The 16,612-nt window shown below is 70.4% G+C and carries 21 protein-coding genes; all 21 read left to right on the top strand.

The window, feature by feature from the left end; genetic code table 11:
- The first annotated feature begins 176 nt into the window (after positions 1 to 176).
- The 21 genes from DVK44_RS27275 to DVK44_RS27175 all read left to right on the top strand — a co-directional run bounded on the left by DVK44_RS27275 (position 177) and on the right by DVK44_RS27175 (position 16,049).
- Positions 177 to 401, top strand: coding sequence for a hypothetical protein (locus DVK44_RS27275; protein ID WP_114662864.1), 225 nt, complete (start codon positions 177 to 179; stop codon positions 399 to 401).
- Between the two features lie 193 nt (positions 402 to 594).
- Positions 595 to 1,737 (top strand): AAA family ATPase, encoded by a 1,143-nt coding sequence (locus tag DVK44_RS27270; RefSeq protein WP_162794284.1) that lies wholly within the window; start codon positions 595 to 597, stop codon positions 1,735 to 1,737.
- Complete coding sequence (locus tag DVK44_RS27265; protein ID WP_114662860.1) at positions 1,734 to 3,530, top strand: hypothetical protein; 1,797 nt, start codon at positions 1,734 to 1,736, stop codon at positions 3,528 to 3,530. Before DVK44_RS27270 ends, DVK44_RS27265 begins: the two co-directional genes overlap by 4 nt.
- A gap of 249 nt (positions 3,531 to 3,779) precedes the next feature.
- Positions 3,780 to 4,229 (top strand): hypothetical protein, encoded by a 450-nt coding sequence (locus DVK44_RS27260; RefSeq protein ID WP_228447389.1) that lies wholly within the window; start codon positions 3,780 to 3,782, stop codon positions 4,227 to 4,229.
- A 99-nt stretch (positions 4,230 to 4,328) separates the two neighbouring features.
- Entirely contained in the window at positions 4,329 to 4,754 is a 426-nt protein-coding gene (locus DVK44_RS27255) for a hypothetical protein (protein ID WP_114662856.1), read from the top strand.
- A gap of 289 nt (positions 4,755 to 5,043) precedes the next feature.
- Entirely contained in the window at positions 5,044 to 5,802 is a 759-nt protein-coding gene (locus tag DVK44_RS27245; protein WP_114662855.1) for a hypothetical protein, read from the top strand.
- Positions 5,803 to 5,879: 77 nt separating this feature from the next.
- On the top strand, positions 5,880 to 6,275 hold the full coding sequence (locus DVK44_RS27240) for a hypothetical protein (protein ID WP_228447388.1): 396 nt from the start codon (positions 5,880 to 5,882) through the stop codon (positions 6,273 to 6,275).
- A 15-nt stretch (positions 6,276 to 6,290) separates the two neighbouring features.
- Positions 6,291 to 6,698: a hypothetical protein gene (locus DVK44_RS27235; protein ID WP_114662853.1), complete on the top strand. Its 408-nt coding sequence runs from the start codon at positions 6,291 to 6,293 to the stop codon at positions 6,696 to 6,698.
- Between the two features lie 119 nt (positions 6,699 to 6,817).
- Positions 6,818 to 6,952 (top strand): hypothetical protein, encoded by a 135-nt coding sequence (locus DVK44_RS37725; RefSeq protein ID WP_269439630.1) that lies wholly within the window; start codon positions 6,818 to 6,820, stop codon positions 6,950 to 6,952.
- Positions 6,953 to 6,974: 22 nt separating this feature from the next.
- Entirely contained in the window at positions 6,975 to 7,358 is a 384-nt protein-coding gene (locus DVK44_RS27230; RefSeq protein ID WP_114662851.1) for a hypothetical protein, read from the top strand.
- Entirely contained in the window at positions 7,355 to 8,149 is a 795-nt protein-coding gene (locus DVK44_RS27225) for a DUF317 domain-containing protein (protein WP_114665467.1), read from the top strand. Before DVK44_RS27230 ends, DVK44_RS27225 begins: the two co-directional genes overlap by 4 nt.
- 26 nt (positions 8,150 to 8,175) lie before the next feature.
- Positions 8,176 to 8,523: a hypothetical protein gene (locus DVK44_RS27220; protein WP_114662849.1), complete on the top strand. Its 348-nt coding sequence runs from the start codon at positions 8,176 to 8,178 to the stop codon at positions 8,521 to 8,523.
- Entirely contained in the window at positions 8,514 to 8,747 is a 234-nt protein-coding gene (locus tag DVK44_RS27215) for a hypothetical protein (protein ID WP_228447387.1), read from the top strand. The genes DVK44_RS27220 and DVK44_RS27215 overlap by 10 nt, the downstream gene beginning before the upstream one ends.
- Before the next feature lie 236 nt (positions 8,748 to 8,983).
- Positions 8,984 to 9,337, top strand: a complete 354-nt coding sequence (locus DVK44_RS27210) for a hypothetical protein (RefSeq protein WP_114662847.1) — start codon at positions 8,984 to 8,986, stop codon at positions 9,335 to 9,337.
- Entirely contained in the window at positions 9,334 to 9,741 is a 408-nt protein-coding gene (locus tag DVK44_RS27205; RefSeq protein ID WP_228447386.1) for a hypothetical protein, read from the top strand. The genes DVK44_RS27210 and DVK44_RS27205 overlap by 4 nt, the downstream gene beginning before the upstream one ends.
- The gene (locus DVK44_RS27200) at positions 9,738 to 10,565 is read left to right on the top strand and encodes a DUF317 domain-containing protein (protein WP_114662843.1); all 828 of its coding nucleotides are present in this window, start codon (positions 9,738 to 9,740) and stop codon (positions 10,563 to 10,565) included. Before DVK44_RS27205 ends, DVK44_RS27200 begins: the two co-directional genes overlap by 4 nt.
- 85 nt (positions 10,566 to 10,650) lie before the next feature.
- The gene (locus tag DVK44_RS27195) at positions 10,651 to 11,202 is read left to right on the top strand and encodes a hypothetical protein (RefSeq protein WP_114662841.1); all 552 of its coding nucleotides are present in this window, start codon (positions 10,651 to 10,653) and stop codon (positions 11,200 to 11,202) included.
- A 5-nt stretch (positions 11,203 to 11,207) separates the two neighbouring features.
- Positions 11,208 to 11,963, top strand: coding sequence for a DUF317 domain-containing protein (locus tag DVK44_RS27190; protein WP_331461637.1), 756 nt, complete (start codon positions 11,208 to 11,210; stop codon positions 11,961 to 11,963).
- Between the two features lie 42 nt (positions 11,964 to 12,005).
- Positions 12,006 to 13,802 carry a type IV secretory system conjugative DNA transfer family protein gene (locus DVK44_RS27185; RefSeq protein ID WP_114662839.1) on the top strand — a complete coding sequence of 599 codons (1,797 nt, stop codon included), beginning with the start codon at positions 12,006 to 12,008 and terminating at the stop codon, positions 13,800 to 13,802.
- 106 nt (positions 13,803 to 13,908) lie between these two features.
- Complete coding sequence (locus tag DVK44_RS27180) at positions 13,909 to 14,715, top strand: hypothetical protein (protein WP_228447385.1); 807 nt, start codon at positions 13,909 to 13,911, stop codon at positions 14,713 to 14,715.
- Between the two features lie 794 nt (positions 14,716 to 15,509).
- Entirely contained in the window at positions 15,510 to 16,049 is a 540-nt protein-coding gene (locus DVK44_RS27175) for a hypothetical protein (protein ID WP_162794062.1), read from the top strand.
- The last annotated feature ends 563 nt before the right edge of the window (positions 16,050 to 16,612 follow it).

Here is a 16,612-nt window from a genome sequence, read left to right as displayed (position 1 = left end):
GCGGTGAGGCCCGCCCTGGAGCATGTCGGCAGTCATTGCCCATCGTTCGTGGTCCAGTCACGCACCGTTGATGCGCTAAAAGCTCCGGGCCCTCCTCACCTTCGCCCAACACCCCACCACTTCCCGCCACCACCGATAGGAAATCCGCCGTGCCCGAAACTCCAGCGGAGCCGTTCATGACGATCCGGCACGCCATCACCGGGGAGATCACGACCACCGGCTACAACGCCGCCGCCCGGCGGATCCTGCTCCAGGACGGCTTCGAAGAGACGCCCGTCTGCGCCTGCCGGGCGACGGAACCCGGTACGGAGCAGAGGCACGGGCCTGCTCGGCAGCCAGCGAGCTGCTCGTCGCCGGCCATCCCCTGCACCTGGACCACCGAGCCCTCGGTCGGCCGGTGAGCGCCGACGGTACGCACCAGTTGGCCCGGTCGCCGATGCCGGCACAGTCCGTGATCCCTCCGAGAGCGGCCAGCCTCTCCCACGCATCACCAACCCCGCCCGCACCTGCACCTGTTGAAGGACCTTCGTTGTGACCACACCCGGAACGTCTACCAGTCCAGCGCGCACCAAGGGCGGCGAACTACGGGCCAAGGTGGCCCGACTGCTGGCCGACCGGCCGGCGGATACGCTCACCATCGGGGGCATGGCCCGGCAGCTGGGCCACTCCCACGGCGCCGTCCGTAACGCCGCCCTCACTCTGGTGCGGCGCGGCGAGGCCGACCAAGGCGGAAGCGGACAGCCGGAGTTCCGTGCGAACGCGAAGACCGCCGCAGCGGCGCGGACCGCTGTGATCAGCCCTCCGGGCACCCACGCTCCGCGCGTCCAGGCGGCCACGGCCCGCACGACCATTACCGCCGCAGCCACGCCGAGGCAGACCGGCCCGATCCGCCGCGCGGGGGGTCAGCTCTACCATCCCCGGGAGCTGGCCGATCTGCCCGACGTCGAGGCGTTGAACCGTCTGCGCGATGCCGACGTGCCGGTGCTGCTCTACGGTCCTCCGGGCACCGGCAAGACGTCGCTGGTGGAGGCGGCGTTCGGGGACCTGCTGACCGTCGCCGGTGACGGCGACACCACGGTCGGCGACTTGATCGGCGAGTACACGCAGGCTGACAGCGGAGGTTACGTTTTCCAGTGCGGTCCGCTGGTCACCGCGATGACCGAGGGCCGTGCCCTGCTGATCGACGATGCCACCTTGATCTCGCCGAAGGTGTTGGCGGCGCTGTATCCCGCGATGGACGGGCGCAGGCAGATCCAGGTCAAGGCACACAAGGGCGAGACCGTCAAGGCCGAGCCGGGCTTCTATGTGGTGGCGGGCCACAATCCCGGCGTTCACGGGGCGGTGTTGACGGAGGCGCTGTCGTCCCGGTTCAGCGTGCAGATCCAGGTCGGTACGGACTATGACCTCGCCCTGGCTTTGAGGGTCGATGCCCGGGTGGTCCGGGTCGCCCGGCACCTCGCCCACCAGGTCGAACTCGGCGAGCTGGGCTGGGCCCCCCAACTGCGGGAACTGCTCAGCTACCAGAAGACCGAGGCCGTCCTCGGCACCAACGCCGCGCTCGCGAACCTCGTCGGCATCGCTCCCGTGGAGGATCGCGACGCCGTCGCCGCCGCCGTCATCAAGGCTGCCGGCGTCAAGAAGATCGCGCCCCTCACCCTCGGCAAGCAGCTCCCCGCCTCGACCGTCCGGCAGTCCCCGGGCAGCACCGGCTCCGCACACCGGGGCTACGCGCGATGAACGCCCACCACCACGTCCAGTCCCCCGCCACCACCCGGGACGACGACGGCCTCGCGCGCTGGGACGACGACGGCGCCCCGCCCGCGCAACCCCGTTCCTCCCCGCACTTGTGGCTGCGCGTGGGAGCCGAACTCGGCGACCGGCTGGTCGCCCTCTCCGGCCGCCCAGACCTCCTCGTCACCTGCCGCCCCGGCACACGCAGCGGCGCACCGGCCGCCTATTTCCCCACGCTGGGCGAGGTCGAATTCGACGCCCGCCTGTTCGCCCCGCTCCAGCCCCACGAGATCCGTCCGCGGGTCGTGGGCGACGAGGAGCGGTATCCCGCTGCCTGGGGAGTGTTCGTCCACGAGGCCGCGCACGCGGCCCACTCCGTCTGGACGGCGCCTGCCGGAGCGGACCCCCGTGTCGTCGAGGCCGCGCTCCTGCTGGAGGAGAGTCGTGTCGAGGGCGCACACCTGAACCGGCGGCCCACGGACCGCACGTACCTGCGTACCAGTGCCCGAACCCTGGTCATGCCCGACATCGCCCACCCCACCCTGAAGGGCATCGAGCACGCCGCCGCCGCGGCGGCCCTGGTCCTCGGCCGCCGTGACGTCGGCATCCTGGACGCCGGCGAGACCCGGGCCGTCGCCGATCTGTGCGAAAAGGTGCTGGGCGCAGACCTGCTGGCCACCCTCACCCGCATCTGGACCGCATCCCACCGGTGCGCCGACGACGACGCCACGTCCATGCTCGCGCACGCTCAACAATGGTGCGACGCTCTGGACGCCGCGGCCCCCGCCCTGCCCGTACCGGAGAACCTCACCGATCTGCTGTCCGGCGCCGTGAATGTCGTCATGGACAGCACGGCCGCCACCGACACCGCCGACCTCGCAGCACAGGCCGCAGCGACCAACGCCATCGCCGCGCAGTCCAAGGCACAGGCACAGAACCGCGCCCAGCGGGCCGGCCAGCGACGCAAAGCCGCCGCCACCGCCAAGTCGGTCTTCAACACCCGTAACACCACCGTCACCCCCGACGGCACACCCGCCCCCTACCGCAACCCGGTCACCGGCACCCGCAAACCCACCACCGCCGAACAGAGCGCCGCCGCGCGCCTGAGCCGCGCCCTGCGCGCCGCCGCCTACCGCGAACGGACCGAGGAACGAACCACCAGCCCCACCCCACCCGGCCGCCTCAACATGCGCGCCGCCCTCGCCCGCGACGCCCAGCGCGCCGCCGGGTCAGTCCCCACCGCGGAACCGTTCACCCACACCCGCCGCCGCAATACCCCCACCCCACCGCTGCGCGTGGGCATCGCCGTCGACGTCTCCAGCTCCATGCGGGCCGCCTGCGCACCCGTCGCCTCCGCCGCCTGGATCGTGGCCCGCGCAGCAGCCCTCACCGACCCCGACTCCCTCACCGCCACCATCGCCTACGACACACACCTGACCGCCTTGACCCGACCCACCCACCGAGCACCACAGCGCGTGACAGCGTTCAGCGCCAACGGCAGCAGTCACAACCTCGCCAATGCCATCGACGCACTCGACCACGGCCTCGAACTCAGCCGCCCCGGCACCGGCCGCCTCCTCGTGATCGTCACCGACGCCATCTACACCACCGACGAAACCACTCAAGCCGTCACCCGCGTCAAGCAGCTCACCACCGCCGGCTGCGCCGTACTCCAGCTCACCCTCACCGCCAAATCCCACCACTTGCCAGGGACCACCATGCTGCACCTGACCCAGCCCTCCAGCGCTCCCGCCGCCATCGCCACAGCGGCCACAAACGCCATCCGCAGGACACGCTGAGACGAGACAGAAGACGGAAGTCCCCGAGACCACCGCCAAGCACTCCAGACCACCTCCACCCGCCGCACGAATCGTGCATCTGAATGCACCACCCTCCGCAACGACGCAGGCCACCACCCCAACCACCAACGAAAGGCACGCTATTTGAAGCCCCAGACCAGCAGCCCGACCTCGAACCCAACGCCCATCAAACGGAATTCCCCGGGAGTCCGTACGCAGTGGACCGTGGAACACGCATGCTCCCACCAAGTGGTTCATGACCTGTCCGGTCGTCCGGCCGACAAGCGGGCCGGGTTCGCCCGCTGGCTCGCGACGAAAGACTGCACCGACTGCTGGAAGGCGGCACGCGACGCCGACCCCGCGCCGAAGGAAGAGTGGCTCGCGGCCAAGCGCGCCGCCGAGCGGGAGGCTGTCCTCGCGTGGGCGAAGCAGTTCGACATGCCGCGGTTGGAGGGCCCGAAGAAGGCCCTGGACTGGGGCGAACGCTCCCGCCATCAGCTGATGACCGCCGCGCACACCGCGCTCGTCCTGGAGGGGAGCTGGGACGAGGCGGACTGGGCGGAGCTGGAGGAAAAGGCCCGCGACATCACCCGCGCGGGGTGGTGGATCGACCAACGCGATGCAGAGGGCACCGACGTGCCCGAACTCCTCGACGCAGCCACCGAGGCGGACCGCGGGACAGAGAACCCGTTCCGCTGATCGCGGCGGAACATAGCCGCGAAACGCCGGTTAGCCAAACCGGCGTTCTTCCGGACCATTGTTCCTCCCACCCCGCCAGCCTCGCGTGGAAGGAACCGCATGTCCAAGCCCCCGCCCACTGCGGCGTTCGCGCCGACACCCGACCCGCTCACCCCCAACCGGGACATCACACACTCCCACTTCCAGGCCGGTGACACCGTCGTCGTCCTGAAGGGCGTAGCCGACGGGGAACTGTGGGGAGACGCGATGCGCGTCGTCGCCCCGTCCTGGCACACCGCGACCGACGAGGACGGCTGGCGGCTGCGTGACGCGACCGGCGGCGCCCAGTCCTACGTCACCGCCCATCCCCGCTACCTCGTACACCTCTCGCGCCGCTGCCTGGAATGCCTGATCCACCTGCGTGCCATGGAGGATGCCCTCCTTGCCCGGTTCGCCGATCGCGACGAACTGATCGACTGCGGCTGGTACACCATCACCGCCCTGGGCCAGCTCGTGCACATCGCCGATATCCGGAACGGACGGTAATCCCCCTCCGCCTCCACGGCAGGTAGACGTCTCGTTGCCCCGTTCCGGCCGTCTCCTGGACATCTGCCCGCAGCCCGCATTCCGACGAACTCCTCGCCCGCGACGGTGATGCCGAGGCCCACAGCGTCCTCCAGCGCGCTGGCTTCGTCGCCGTCGTCCACGCCCACGAGATCTATCACCGGGCCCCGCGGCCTCACCGACGCCGATCGCCGTCTCGCCACCGCCGCCCGTCCGGCCAGTCACCTGCCGCCGGACTCCGCCACCGATACTTACCCCGCCCAAGGACACCATGCACGACCACAACACCTCCGAACACCTCGCCTCCTACGCCGACGTCCTCGCCGGTGAACTCCCCGACACCTGGACCAGCTCCCACGTACCGGCCGACGCCAAGGCCGATCTCGCCGAACTCACCGACCGCATCTGGGATCTGGACCTGGTCGCCGCCTCCCTCGCCGAGCACCCGCTCCAGCAGGCAGCCGTCCTCAGCCGCCCGGACGGCGCGCAGCTCGTCCTTCTGGACCGGCGAGACGAACGCGACGGCTTCCTCATCGCCGCGGTCGCCCCGCGTGCCCTGCCCGACGAGGCGTACCGCGCTGTTCCTGAGCCCAACGGCATCGCCCTGGCCGACGATCCGTTCCTGAGCGCCGAGCAGGTCGCCGGCGACCTGCTCGCCCGCTACGACAGCGCGCTCGCCCAGGTCCGCCACAACGCTCTGGGCGGCATCCAGCCCTCCCAGCCGGACCGGGTCGTCCTGACCTGGCAGCAGGACGGCTACGTCGCCGCCGCCCCCGCCGACGACCGTGCGAGCGCTGTCCTCGTGGCCCACGGCTTCGTCCAGGATCCGCAGAGCGGCATTTACCGCCTCAACGGCAACGACACCCAGGCCCAGGCCCGCGCCCTGCGCGAGATCGGCCCACAACTCGACGCGCTCGGCATCGGTACGGCGCTCCAGCACCCCGCAAGCCGGACCGCGCCCACCTCCGCCCCGGCTTCCATACCACCGGTCGCGGTCGGCAACCGTACGGTGGCCACCAGGTCCCGGTGAAGCAGGAGCCCGACTTCTACGTGCTGGAGTACGTCACCATCACCAAGACGCCCGCACCGCTCTGATCGTCGCCATCGGTGGCATCGAGAAGGCGGCGGAAGTCCTCCAGCTGCCACGCCGGACAACGTGAGGCGGCCCTGCGCTACCTCGACCGGCTCGCCGAGCAGGGCACTGCAGCCGAAACCAGCAGTGCGGTGGCCGAGGTCCTGACCGAGGTCGCGGCCATCCACGGGCTGCTGCCTCCCGTCAGAGAAGCCGTCGTCCGTGCCTGGACCACTTCCAGTGACCTACAAGGGGCCGCGCTCGGCGAGGAATCCGAGCCGATCGCACGGCTCGGGGACACCACGAGATCCATGAGCGAGGCCGCCCGCGTGATCCTCCACGCCCGCGACCACGCTGCACATCCTGCGCAGCGGTCGGCCACCGCACCGCCACCAGGCCGCGTCCATCCCCCGGTATCCCGGCACCGTTGAACCGGAGAGAACTACATGGCCAACTTGGACGACGACTACGGCACGGACGTCGAGATCTACGTCAAGGCCCTGACAACCACCATCCACGCGGACACCCCGGCCGGCGCCCCCGCAGAGCTTCATGTCCTGCTGGAGCAGCTCGGCCTGGAACGCCACGAACACGCCACAGGCGGGCCGGTCTACGTCTGGCACACCGTGCCCGCGCATCTTGATGCCAATGAGCAGAAGCGCCTGGTGACCCGCGCCATCCCCGCCCTGCTCCTGGCCGGTTACGAGGTCAACTGCACTCCCGATGTCTTCGACGAAGCCGCCTACCGGCAGGCCGTGCAGGACATCCGCACCCGTGCGGCCCGCCCTGCCGCGCAGCAGCCGGCCCCGGTCAGCTCCCCCTCACGTCCCGCACCGGCCCGCCGCACCCCGTAAGGCGCCCGGGCGGCCCCGGCACCACGCCGGGGCCGCCCACCGCACACGCCCGATCCCCGGAGAAACCCATAGCAGCCCGCACACCCCCACCGATCAGCAACCGGCTCAAGCCCCGACTCGTGACCGCCCTGTTCCGCCGCTATCTGCGCGCCTGTATCCCGACCGGACCCGACCGCACCTCCACTCCGGCCGGCGCCCGCCCAGAGGCCGTCTCCGCCGAAACGCATCGCACCGGGCAGCGCCACCACCACTGACCGTCCACCGTCCCGGAGGAGCATGTCCCACCCCGTCCTCTATCCAATGAGACTGGCCGACGAGATCACTCGCCAGCTCGGCCAGCTCGCTGACCAGCTCTCTCAGCTTCCCCCGCGCCAGGCGGCGCAGGTCATCGCTCACGTTCTCGACCCGGACACCGGAGTCCTCGGCGGCGTCACCCACCTCGTCGCCACCGGAAGCGTGTTCGCCAAGGACCAGGCAGAGCGAGGAGTTCTCCCCGCGGAGGTGTGGCTCGCTCTGGGCCGGGCCGCGAACACACTGCACGACATCAGCCTCGACCTGGACGAACACAAGGACACCCTCGTGCACGTCAGCACTCAGCCCACCACCACGGCGGCGAAACCCCCGACACCCGCACCACTCGTCACCCGGCGGCACCGCTGAAGAAGACCCAGTGGCAGGGCTGGGACCCGGGCGAGCAGGCCGAGCAGCACTACCTCGTCCAACCCCGTGCCCTGGCCGGCGGCGGCGACGTCCGGCACATCTCGGAGTTCCTGCGCGCCTCGGGCTGGCGGGACAAGTCCACGTCGGGCGGCCCCCTGTTCATGGAGAGCCCGGACCGCACCGTCCGCGTCGCCTACGACCCCTATGTCCTTCCCGGCGGGTGGACCATCCACGGCAAAGCCGACGGCCTCAACGGCGAGTGGTCGGCGCATCTGGGCCGGCAGACCCCTGTGGAGATCGTCGCCGGTCTGACCGATGCCCTCACCCGTCCCCGCTCCGCACACGCCCCCAGCGTCTGGGCCCCGTTCGAGGAGCAGAACTGGCCCACCCGTTTCGAGGGCAAGCACTACATGGCCACCAGCCCCGACGGCACCGCGTGGATGCAGTACCACCAGGGCGCCGACGGCTCGGCGATGTGGTGGGCCGGAGCGCGGGACGAGCAGGGAAACGGCTGGACGGCCAACTTCACTCCCACCACGCCGATGTACCTGATGCAAGCCTTCTCGACGGAACTCGCCGACGCCGATCCCGTGATGCGCCCGCGCGGATACGTACCGCTGAGCGCCCAGATCCGTACCTGGTCGGTCTCCGTCCATCCCTCCCAGCTCAGTGCGTGGCAGCAGGCCCGGATCACAGCCGCCCGCACCGCCACCTGGGCCCGCAGCAGCGCCCGGCCGCGCACCAGCGCCCGCCCCTACACCCCGGCCGGCGGCCCCCGGACCCGTCGCTGACCGCCGCCCCGTTCCAAAGGAGCCCGATGCCCGGACCCCACCCGGACACCATCCGCACCCTGACCGAAACACTGTCGGACCTCGCCCACTACCTCCGTGAGAGCCCCGACCCCGTCGAAGCCCTGGCCCTCGTCGAGCCCCTCCTCGACGAGTACACGGGCCTGCCCGTCCAGCTCGCCGACATCCTGCGCGCCCTCGCCCGCGCCGTACAGGACCACTCGGACACACCGCGCAACTCACAGGCCAAGCCTCTGATCACCGAGCTGCGCACAGCCGCGTGGGAGCAGACCGACCAGCACACGCTCCACTACATCCTGGACGACCTCCGCGACCTGTACAGCAGCGCCGCCGCGAGCGAGCCGGGATGCCGCTGAGCGAACGGCAGCCCGCCTCCTTCGCCGACAAACACGCCGGGGAGACCGTTCGACACCAGCCCCGCCACCTCGCCGGCCCCGGAGACACACGCCACGTCACCCACGGCCTGACCGCCGCCGGATGGAGCGACGTCTCCGACCCTTTGGCCGAGATCGTCACGCGCAGCCCCGACCTTCGCCACCGTCTCCAGTCCGCCCCGCAGTCCGGCACCTCGGCGTCGTAGCGACTGCGGGCCGAGCCCGCCGCCAACGGGCGAGGCTGGTAAGCCGAGTTCGGCGAACTCGTACCCGCCGAGGCCCTCGCCGACGTCACGAGCAGCACCGCGCAGAAGCCCAACACACCAAACCCCCAACGATGTCGATCGGCAAACCCTCACGCCCAGGGCCGAAGCACCGAAGAAAGCGCCGCTGAGCACCCTTGGCGCCCGTACCACTTCCCTTTCTCCGTACAAGGACGTTGATGCCCAACCCCACCGCCCCCAGCCCGTACCAGGTCGCCCGGGCCACGGACACTCTGGAGCAGGTCAAGCGCTATCTGCGCGCCAACCCGCCTCTCGCCGACGCGCTGCCGCTCCTCGCGCCGCTCCTCGATGAGGACACCGGGGTTCCCCTCCTGCTCGGCGACATCCTGCGCGAGGCGGCCCGCCTCATCTCCCAGCAGACCGGCCATCCTGCGGACGACGAGGTACGCCAGATCATCGACGGGCTGCGCACAGCCGCTCAGGAGGCCACGGACTGGCACATCCTGCACTGGGACGTACAGCGACTGAGTCGCCATTTCCCGCAGACTGCCGAGGAGCCGTCGGCACGATGAGCCACCCGAAGGAATCCCCCCGGCTCTCGCCGGCCCCACCGCGTGCTGTGCCGCCGAGCCACGACGAGATCGGAACGGCGCTGGACATTCTCGACCAGCTCGGCTGCTATCTGCGCGATCCGGCGGTCGCGGGGAACGCCCAGCCGCTCCTGGCCCAGGTGCTGGACGAGGAATACGGCCTGCCCATGATGCTCGGCGCCATCCTGCGCAACGCCGCACACCTCGTCGAGGAGCACGCTCTGACTCCGTGGCCCGTCGAGATCCGCCACATCATCGCCCGGCTCCGGGCCGCAGCCCCGGAAGTCACCGACTGCCACACCTTGCACTGGGATGTTCACCGCCTCGGCGGGCTCCCCTTCCCTTGCGTGGACCTGGCCGAGTTCCGCTCGGCGGTCAGGTCGTGATCCACCCGTTTATCTCCACGCGCGCGGCCGAGCCGCACCACACCATCTGGTTCGAGACCAGCCCCCGGCACCTGGCCGGGCGAGGAGATCCCCGCCGTATCACCGAGACGCTGCGGGCCGCCGGCTGGAAGAACCACTCCGACCAGAACTATCCCCAGGTCGTGCTGGCCAGCCCCGACTACCGCCACACCGTGGTCCTGGAACCCGAACCCGAGCCCTACAAAGCATGGTGGCGGATCCGTAGCGATGACGAACAGCGGCGCTGGTCCACGGAGTTCGGTGCCCACACGCCCGTGGAGATCCTCGCCGCCCTCACCGACGCCCTGCTCGCACCCGTGCCGGAGACCACTCCGGAGATATGGCCGCCCCTTACCGCGGCGGGCTGGACCTACGAGCGCGACGCACGCGGCAACGAGAGTGCCACCCACCCCGACGGCATCATGAGTCTGCGCCGCCGGAGCATCGAGCCGGGAGAACACTTCTACTGGACCGCAGAAGCCAGGCACGACTACGGAGCCACACGGGCCCTGATCTGGCATGCGTACCTCGACGACCGCATGCCCACGCACCTCATCGCGGCGTTCACCACCGCCCTGGCCAGCCCGGAGCCCGTCCAGCGCGCCCTGTACGACGTCCCGCACGCGCACCTCGTCACCCAGATGCAGCGCGGCCCCCAGGGCAAGGAACTCGCCGACACCCACGAAGCCCGCCTCAAGGGCGCACACGCCGCCGCCCGCAAAGCCCGCCGCTCCGCAACACCGGGCACGCGCAGCGCTCCGGCCCCGGCCACAGACCCACCCAGAACCGCCGCACGGAGCCGATAGCAAGGCCGGGCAAATCCCGGCCCGGCACTCCATATCCACCCCGTGCTGACACACCGGGCCCGCGAATACTTCGGAGTCTTCCCCTTTGCCCATTTCCACCCCACCCGCCGGCGACATACACCGGCTGTCCCTGAACCAACTCGCCCTCCATCTGCGGGAAAGCAAGCAGATTCTGACCGCTTGGACCGCCTACTCCGATAAGCACAGCGCCTCTGAGACGTTCCGACCGTTCGACAACGGCGCCTACAGTCGTCGGCAGAGCCGACCCACCCCGGAGCTGAACGTCGCGGAGCAGCCGCTCGTCCGCCCGCCTGCCTCGGACCTGACACAGCGATTCGCCCGGCAGGCTCGTGAGCCGCGGACCAGCGCAGATGAGCTGTACGCGGGCGCCGAGGCACGGCGGGCGCTGCGCGACGTGCAGCCGAAGGACGCCGCGCCCGGGACCGAGGCGTACGACGGACCGCTCGCCGAGAGCCGTGCGGAAGGCCGGCGCTTCCTCGGCCGGTGGGCCATCCACGGCCAGGCGCTCATCGAGGTCAACACGTCGGCGCAGAACCACCGGAGCGGTCCTTCTGTCCCCGCCACGGTGACTCCGGTGCCCGAGGCCGTCCTCCACACCTGTTCGGCCCGGTGGTGACGGAGGTGCCCGTAACCGTTGAGCAGGCGTTTGTCGCTCCGCGCCACCTGGCCGGCGGCGGCGACCCCGGCTGGATCACCGTCCCCCTCCACCGCGCCTGCGGCTGGAGCTACGGACACGACCCGCTGATGCCCCGTGTCCTGCTCACCAGCCCCGACCAGCTGACACAGCTACGCATCGCCCCTGACCCGGACGATCCGTGGTGGATCATCCTGCACGCGCGTGACGCGGACCAGCGCGGCTGGGCCGCCACCTTCGGCGCCCGTACACCCGTCGAGATCATCGCCGCGTTCACCGATGCCCTCACCGATCCCGCAGGACCAGCCACCCCGGCAGCCGACCCCTACGCCCCTCTGCACAAAGCCGAATGGAACACCGCGCGCGACACCGAGGGTCTCGTCTCACCCGACGGCACTGCACGCGTCGAGCGCCTCGGAACCGCCGACAGCGACCTGTGGCTCATCGAGATTGGCGTGACCGAACACCCGCCGATCTGGCGGGCCCACTTCACCGGCAGTACCCCGGCCCACCTGGTCACGGCCGTGACACGCTCCCTCGCCAACCAGACCCCCGTCACCCGCGACCCGAGCAAGATCCCGGGCCTCGCCCGTGACCACATGAGTGTGAGCACCCACCGCGTGCCCGCCGCGCACATCGCCTTCGCCCTGGAACGACGCACCACCCTCCTCGCCGCGCGACACCCCGCACCACCCGCTGCCGTACCCCCGCCCCACGCGGCCACACCGCGCCGACCCCGCTGACCCGCCGCTCCGGACGGCCCCCCGACGTACCTGGAACTGCCCTTGCCCCAGCCCTCCACCAGCTCGAACAGCGACGGCTACGACATAGCCTTCCGCGTCCTGGGCATCGTCCTCGCCATCGCCGTACCCCTGGCCAACTTGGCCTGGCTGGGCGGCAACCTCACCGCCTGGGCCACCGACGCCGGAACCAGCACCTCCTACCAGCCCGTACAGGCCCTGCTCCACCCCGATCAGCTGTGGCCCCACCTCGGCGAAACGTCCCGCCTGCTCGGCACACGCATCCTGCCGGCCGCCGTACTGCTCGCCCTCGCCGCCATCAGCGCCGCGCTGTACAAGCGGCACAAGGACGGCGGCGGCGGACGCAGGAAACGCATCGACGGCATGGCCAAGTCGAAGGACATCGCGCCGCTGATGTCCAAGGCCGTCACCGCGAAGGCCCGCTCGCTGCGCCCGAGCCTGAAGGACGCCAAACGTATCGATGCCCAGGACACCGGCATCCTGCTCGGCAATCTGCAGGGCACCAGGCACGAAGTCCGCATGGGTTACGAGGACGTGGCTGTCGCGATCATGGCGCCACGCTCCGGCAAAACGACGTCGCTGGCGATCCCCTCGATCCTCGCCGCACCCGGGCCGGTCCTCCTGACCTCGAACAAGGCCGCCGGTGACGCCTTCACCGCCACCTACGACGCCCGCGCCCGGGTAGGGCAGGTGTGGTCGATGGACCCGCAGCAGATCGCGCACACCGCCCGCGAAATGTGGTGGAACCCTCTCGCCGACGCCAAGACCCTCGACGGCGCCGGAAGACTGGCCGGACACTTCCTCGCCGCGAGCGTCGACGCGTCCCAGCAGGGCGACTTCTGGTCCAAAGCCGGATCCAACATCCTGTCGCAACTGTTCCTCGCCGCGGCCCTCGACGAGCGCGCGATCACCGACGTCATGAGCTGGCTGGCCTTCCCGGCCGACCGCACCCCGCTGGACATCCTGCGCGACCACGGCTTCGCCGCCGTCGCCGCCCAGCTCAAGGGCACCGTCGAAGGCCCGCCCGAAACAAGGGACGGCATCTACGAGACGGCCCGCCAGTACGCCGCCGCCCTGCTGAACACCGAAATCTCCGCCTGGGTCACCCCGCAGAAGGACGTACGCGAGTTCAAACCGGCGGAGTTCGTCACCTCCACCGACACCCTCTTCCTCCTGAGCAAGGACGGCGGAGGCGGCGCCTCGGCGCTGATCGCCGCGTGCGCGGACTCCGTGATGCGAGCCGCGACCGCGCAGGCCGAACGCACCGGCGGACGCCTCGACCCACCGATGCTCGCGATCCTCGACGAAGCCGCCAACGTCTGCAAAATCTCGGACCTTCCGGACCTGTACTCGCACCTCGGCAGCCGAGGCATCATCCCGATCACGATCCTGCAGTCCTACCGCCAGGGCCAGAAAGTCTGGTCGGACGCGGGCATGGACGCCCTCTGGTCCGCATCGACCGTCAAGGTGATCGGCAGCGGCATCGACGACCCCGACTTCGCGGACAAACTGTCCCGTCTGATCGGCGACCACGACGTCGAGACGACCTCCACGTCACACTCGGAGTCCGGCAAGTCGACCTCGGTCAGCATGCGACAGGAGCGGATCCTGCCCGCCGACGCGATCCGCGCCCTCCCCAAGGGCACCGCACTCTGCTTCGCCACCGGCATGAGAGCCGCCATGCTCGACCTCCGACCGTGGTACCTGGAACCCGGAGCGGAGGAACTGTCCGCAGCATCCGCCCGCGCGTCAAAGGCGATCACCGCCCGCGCCGTCGCAAAGCACACGCCAACGCGGACCGACTTCCGGAAGGCCGCGTGAGCGGCGCCCGGCTGCACTTGGTGCCGGTCCGCTCACGTGAGGCGAATGACTTCGTACGCGCCCGGCGCCGCCACCACCCGCCGCTGAAGGGAACCCTCCACCCGCGATGAACAGCCCGACCGCGCCGGCCGAGCACCTCCTGCTCCTGGCCTGCGACTTCACCCGGCACAACGACGCCCTGACCCGAACCCGGCCAACCGGCTCCAACGCCGCGACCGACCTCACCCACCAGGCGGCCTTCGCCCAGCACCTCGCCGATTCGGCGCTGCACATCGTGGATCTCCTCAACGCCGAGCCGATATACCACAGTCCAGCGATCCGCGCCGTGTACGCGCGGGTGCGACAGTTCGCCCACCTGACCGCCGACGCGACCGATCTTCTCCTGGGCGCCGTGGATCTCCTCGACGACACCCACGCCGGAATCCCCGTCCAGGACGAGGGCCGGCTTCTGACCCTCCTGACCTACCAGCAAGCCCTGGACGAGGCCGACAGCCGCGTCACCCTCGTACGAAACCTGACCGTCCTGGGCGCCCAGGACGCCCTGACCACCGCCGAGTTGTACGTCACCGAACGCCGCCGGGGCGTGCACCCATTGCCCCAGCCGCTCCCACTGTCCCCCGCTCAGAACGCCGTGCTGCGCTCCGTCGCACAGGGCGAGGTGACCGTCACCGACGACAAGCCGCTCGTCCGCAGGGACAACACCCGCGTCTCCATCAGCACAATCCGCTCCCTGGAGTCCCGCGGCCTGGTGACCCGCGAGCCATGCCCACTCTGGCTCGCGGACGAGCGGGTCCACCTCACCACCGACGGATGCCGCGGCCTGGCCGCCACCTTCGGCCGGCCACGGCCCTCTGTATCCACCACCACCCGTCCCGCAAGCCGCCCGACCACGGCACACGCAGCGACCCGTTGACCCACATCTCCCTCCCCACGCTGCCCCGCCAATACACACGCGATCCCGGCCGACCCTGCCACTAACGGCTCCGAAAGCCTCTCGTGCCAACACCCCGCCCAGCCGGCCGCCACCGAAATCCTTGGACACCGTGGCTCTTCCGGACAGCCCCGATGTGTTCCGGATCCACCGACGACGGTCACACCTCCGTCGTCCTCAACCGCCGCACCCGCAGCACCGACCGGCTACTGACCGAGGCCGGCTCCCCTGCCCGAAAACACCTCGGTCGCAGTCTCCACGCGCTGCCAACGGGCACCGCGCAGGACGCGCACGAACACGCCGGAGTCGCCTTCTGCGGGCTTGTCCGCCCGCACCCACGACCTCATCGGCCGTTCCTGGACGACGCGCTGGAGCCCCGATCATCCAGTGGCCGACCCGGACCTTCGCTTCCAGTTCGGTGACGGCACCAATGCCGTGACCGCCGAGAACGCCGCCGCCCGTTCCCTCCTGAAGCAGAACAGCTTCATTCCCGCGGCCAACGGCCTCGCCCTACCGTCCACAGGACGGGCTGGACGAGCACGGACTACCCGCCGGTTGTCACGGCTGCCGAGACGCGCACATACACCCACGGTCTCGGCGCCCGCGTCAGCCTCGGCATCCCCCACCGATCGACATACCTGCCGCCGCCGCCCCTCAACCACCGCCACCGGCTCACCGCCCGCACCGTCCGACCATCGCCGCACCCGCTGACCACCCTCGTAAACATCATCACCGCCGTCCGAATGGGAGTTACCACGCCCTCCGACACCCCGACCGTGCATACTCTCGCCCGCGCCCTCGCCGATCAGCTCCACCCCGGTGCCGCTCCCCGTGACGTGACCGTCAGCTTCGGCGCCCGCCGACAAGCCCCAGTCGAGTACCGCGCCCGCAGCCGGGGCGGGCCGGTTACGGTGTTCGCCCAAGCGCTGCACGCCACTCTCTACGGCCTCCCCACGGACAACAAGACGCTGCCCGCCGCCCTGGACGCGCTCTTGCAAACCGCACACACCGCGACTGCCCCCGAGCAGCAGACCGCACTCCTGCGGCAGGTCGCCGAACAGCTGCGTAATGCCGCCGAGATCATCCAGCGCTACCAGTACCGAGCCCAATGGAACCGGTACCCCGACGACATCGCCAAGCAACTCCATGACGCCCACGGTCAGGCCCAGCAGATCGCCCAGACCCTCGACCGCGTAGCTTCCGCGTTCAGCAACCCGCCCGGAGTGGATACCGCGCCCAACGCGTACCGCCATCACGGCCCAAGCACCGCCGCCCCCGCGCCACCCCTGACTCCAACGACCGGACGCCACCGCTGATCCCCCAGCGAAACAGCCCAGCCACAGCGCCCCGGTCCCCGGCGCCCCGGCATACCCCTCGCGCAATCCTGTTGCACGCTCGGCATGTTCGTCCCCGCCTGACTGCACCTGCCAACCGCCGAGCCGCGTCACCTCGACCAGACGCGCGAGCAGGTACCCGCCTCTGTTCGAGGGCGACAGCACCCACCATGACGCGCCCTCACGGACCCGTCATCCAGGCTGCCTACCAGCGCGCCCCTGCGCCCCGGTGACATCCTCGACCGCGCCCTCCGCGCTATCGAGCACGCCGCTGCCCTGTGGCCCACCACCGTCATGACCTACTCATAACCCCGTCAGCCGCCACGGGCCCCAAGCGCCTGGCCCGGCCGCTCGCCTCAGTGCTTACCCGCGTGCTGGCCGCCGGCAGCCTCGTCCTCCCTCACACCATATTCCGCAGTGGCTGATCCCCCGTCAACCGCTGACGCGTCAGCCGCATTGAGGGTTCCACCCCCATCTCCCGACCTCCAGGAAACACCATTTCAGATCTGCCGCGATTCCGTGCCCTTTCTCTTGGCGCGGGAGTT

Source organism: Streptomyces paludis (genome assembly GCF_003344965.1).
Taxonomy (GTDB): Bacteria; Actinomycetota; Actinomycetes; order Streptomycetales; family Streptomycetaceae; genus Streptomyces; species Streptomyces paludis.
The sequence above is the reverse complement of the archived record's forward strand: the minus strand, read 5'-3'. Positions and strand labels throughout refer to the sequence as shown.

Bases quoted from the DNA above. Each gene is read 5' to 3' on its own strand.
- DVK44_RS27265 (WP_114662860.1), top strand. From the start codon at position 1,734: ATGAACGCCCACCACCACGTCCAGTCCCCCGCCACCACCCGGGACGAC.
- DVK44_RS27215 (WP_228447387.1), top strand. From the start codon at position 8,514: ATGCCGCTGAGCGAACGGCAGCCCGCCTCCTTCGCCGACAAACACGCC.
- DVK44_RS27230 (WP_114662851.1), top strand. From the start codon at position 6,975: ATGTCCCACCCCGTCCTCTATCCAATGAGACTGGCCGACGAGATCACT.
- DVK44_RS27180 (WP_228447385.1), top strand. From the start codon at position 13,909: ATGAACAGCCCGACCGCGCCGGCCGAGCACCTCCTGCTCCTGGCCTGC.
- DVK44_RS27235 (WP_114662853.1), top strand. From the start codon at position 6,291: ATGGCCAACTTGGACGACGACTACGGCACGGACGTCGAGATCTACGTC.
- DVK44_RS27210 (WP_114662847.1), top strand. From the start codon at position 8,984: ATGCCCAACCCCACCGCCCCCAGCCCGTACCAGGTCGCCCGGGCCACG.
- DVK44_RS27205 (WP_228447386.1), top strand. From the start codon at position 9,334: ATGAGCCACCCGAAGGAATCCCCCCGGCTCTCGCCGGCCCCACCGCGT.
- DVK44_RS27255 (WP_114662856.1), top strand. From the start codon at position 4,329: ATGTCCAAGCCCCCGCCCACTGCGGCGTTCGCGCCGACACCCGACCCG.
- DVK44_RS27245 (WP_114662855.1), top strand. From the start codon at position 5,044: ATGCACGACCACAACACCTCCGAACACCTCGCCTCCTACGCCGACGTC.
- DVK44_RS27220 (WP_114662849.1), top strand. From the start codon at position 8,176: ATGCCCGGACCCCACCCGGACACCATCCGCACCCTGACCGAAACACTG.
- DVK44_RS27275 (WP_114662864.1), top strand. From the start codon at position 177: ATGACGATCCGGCACGCCATCACCGGGGAGATCACGACCACCGGCTAC.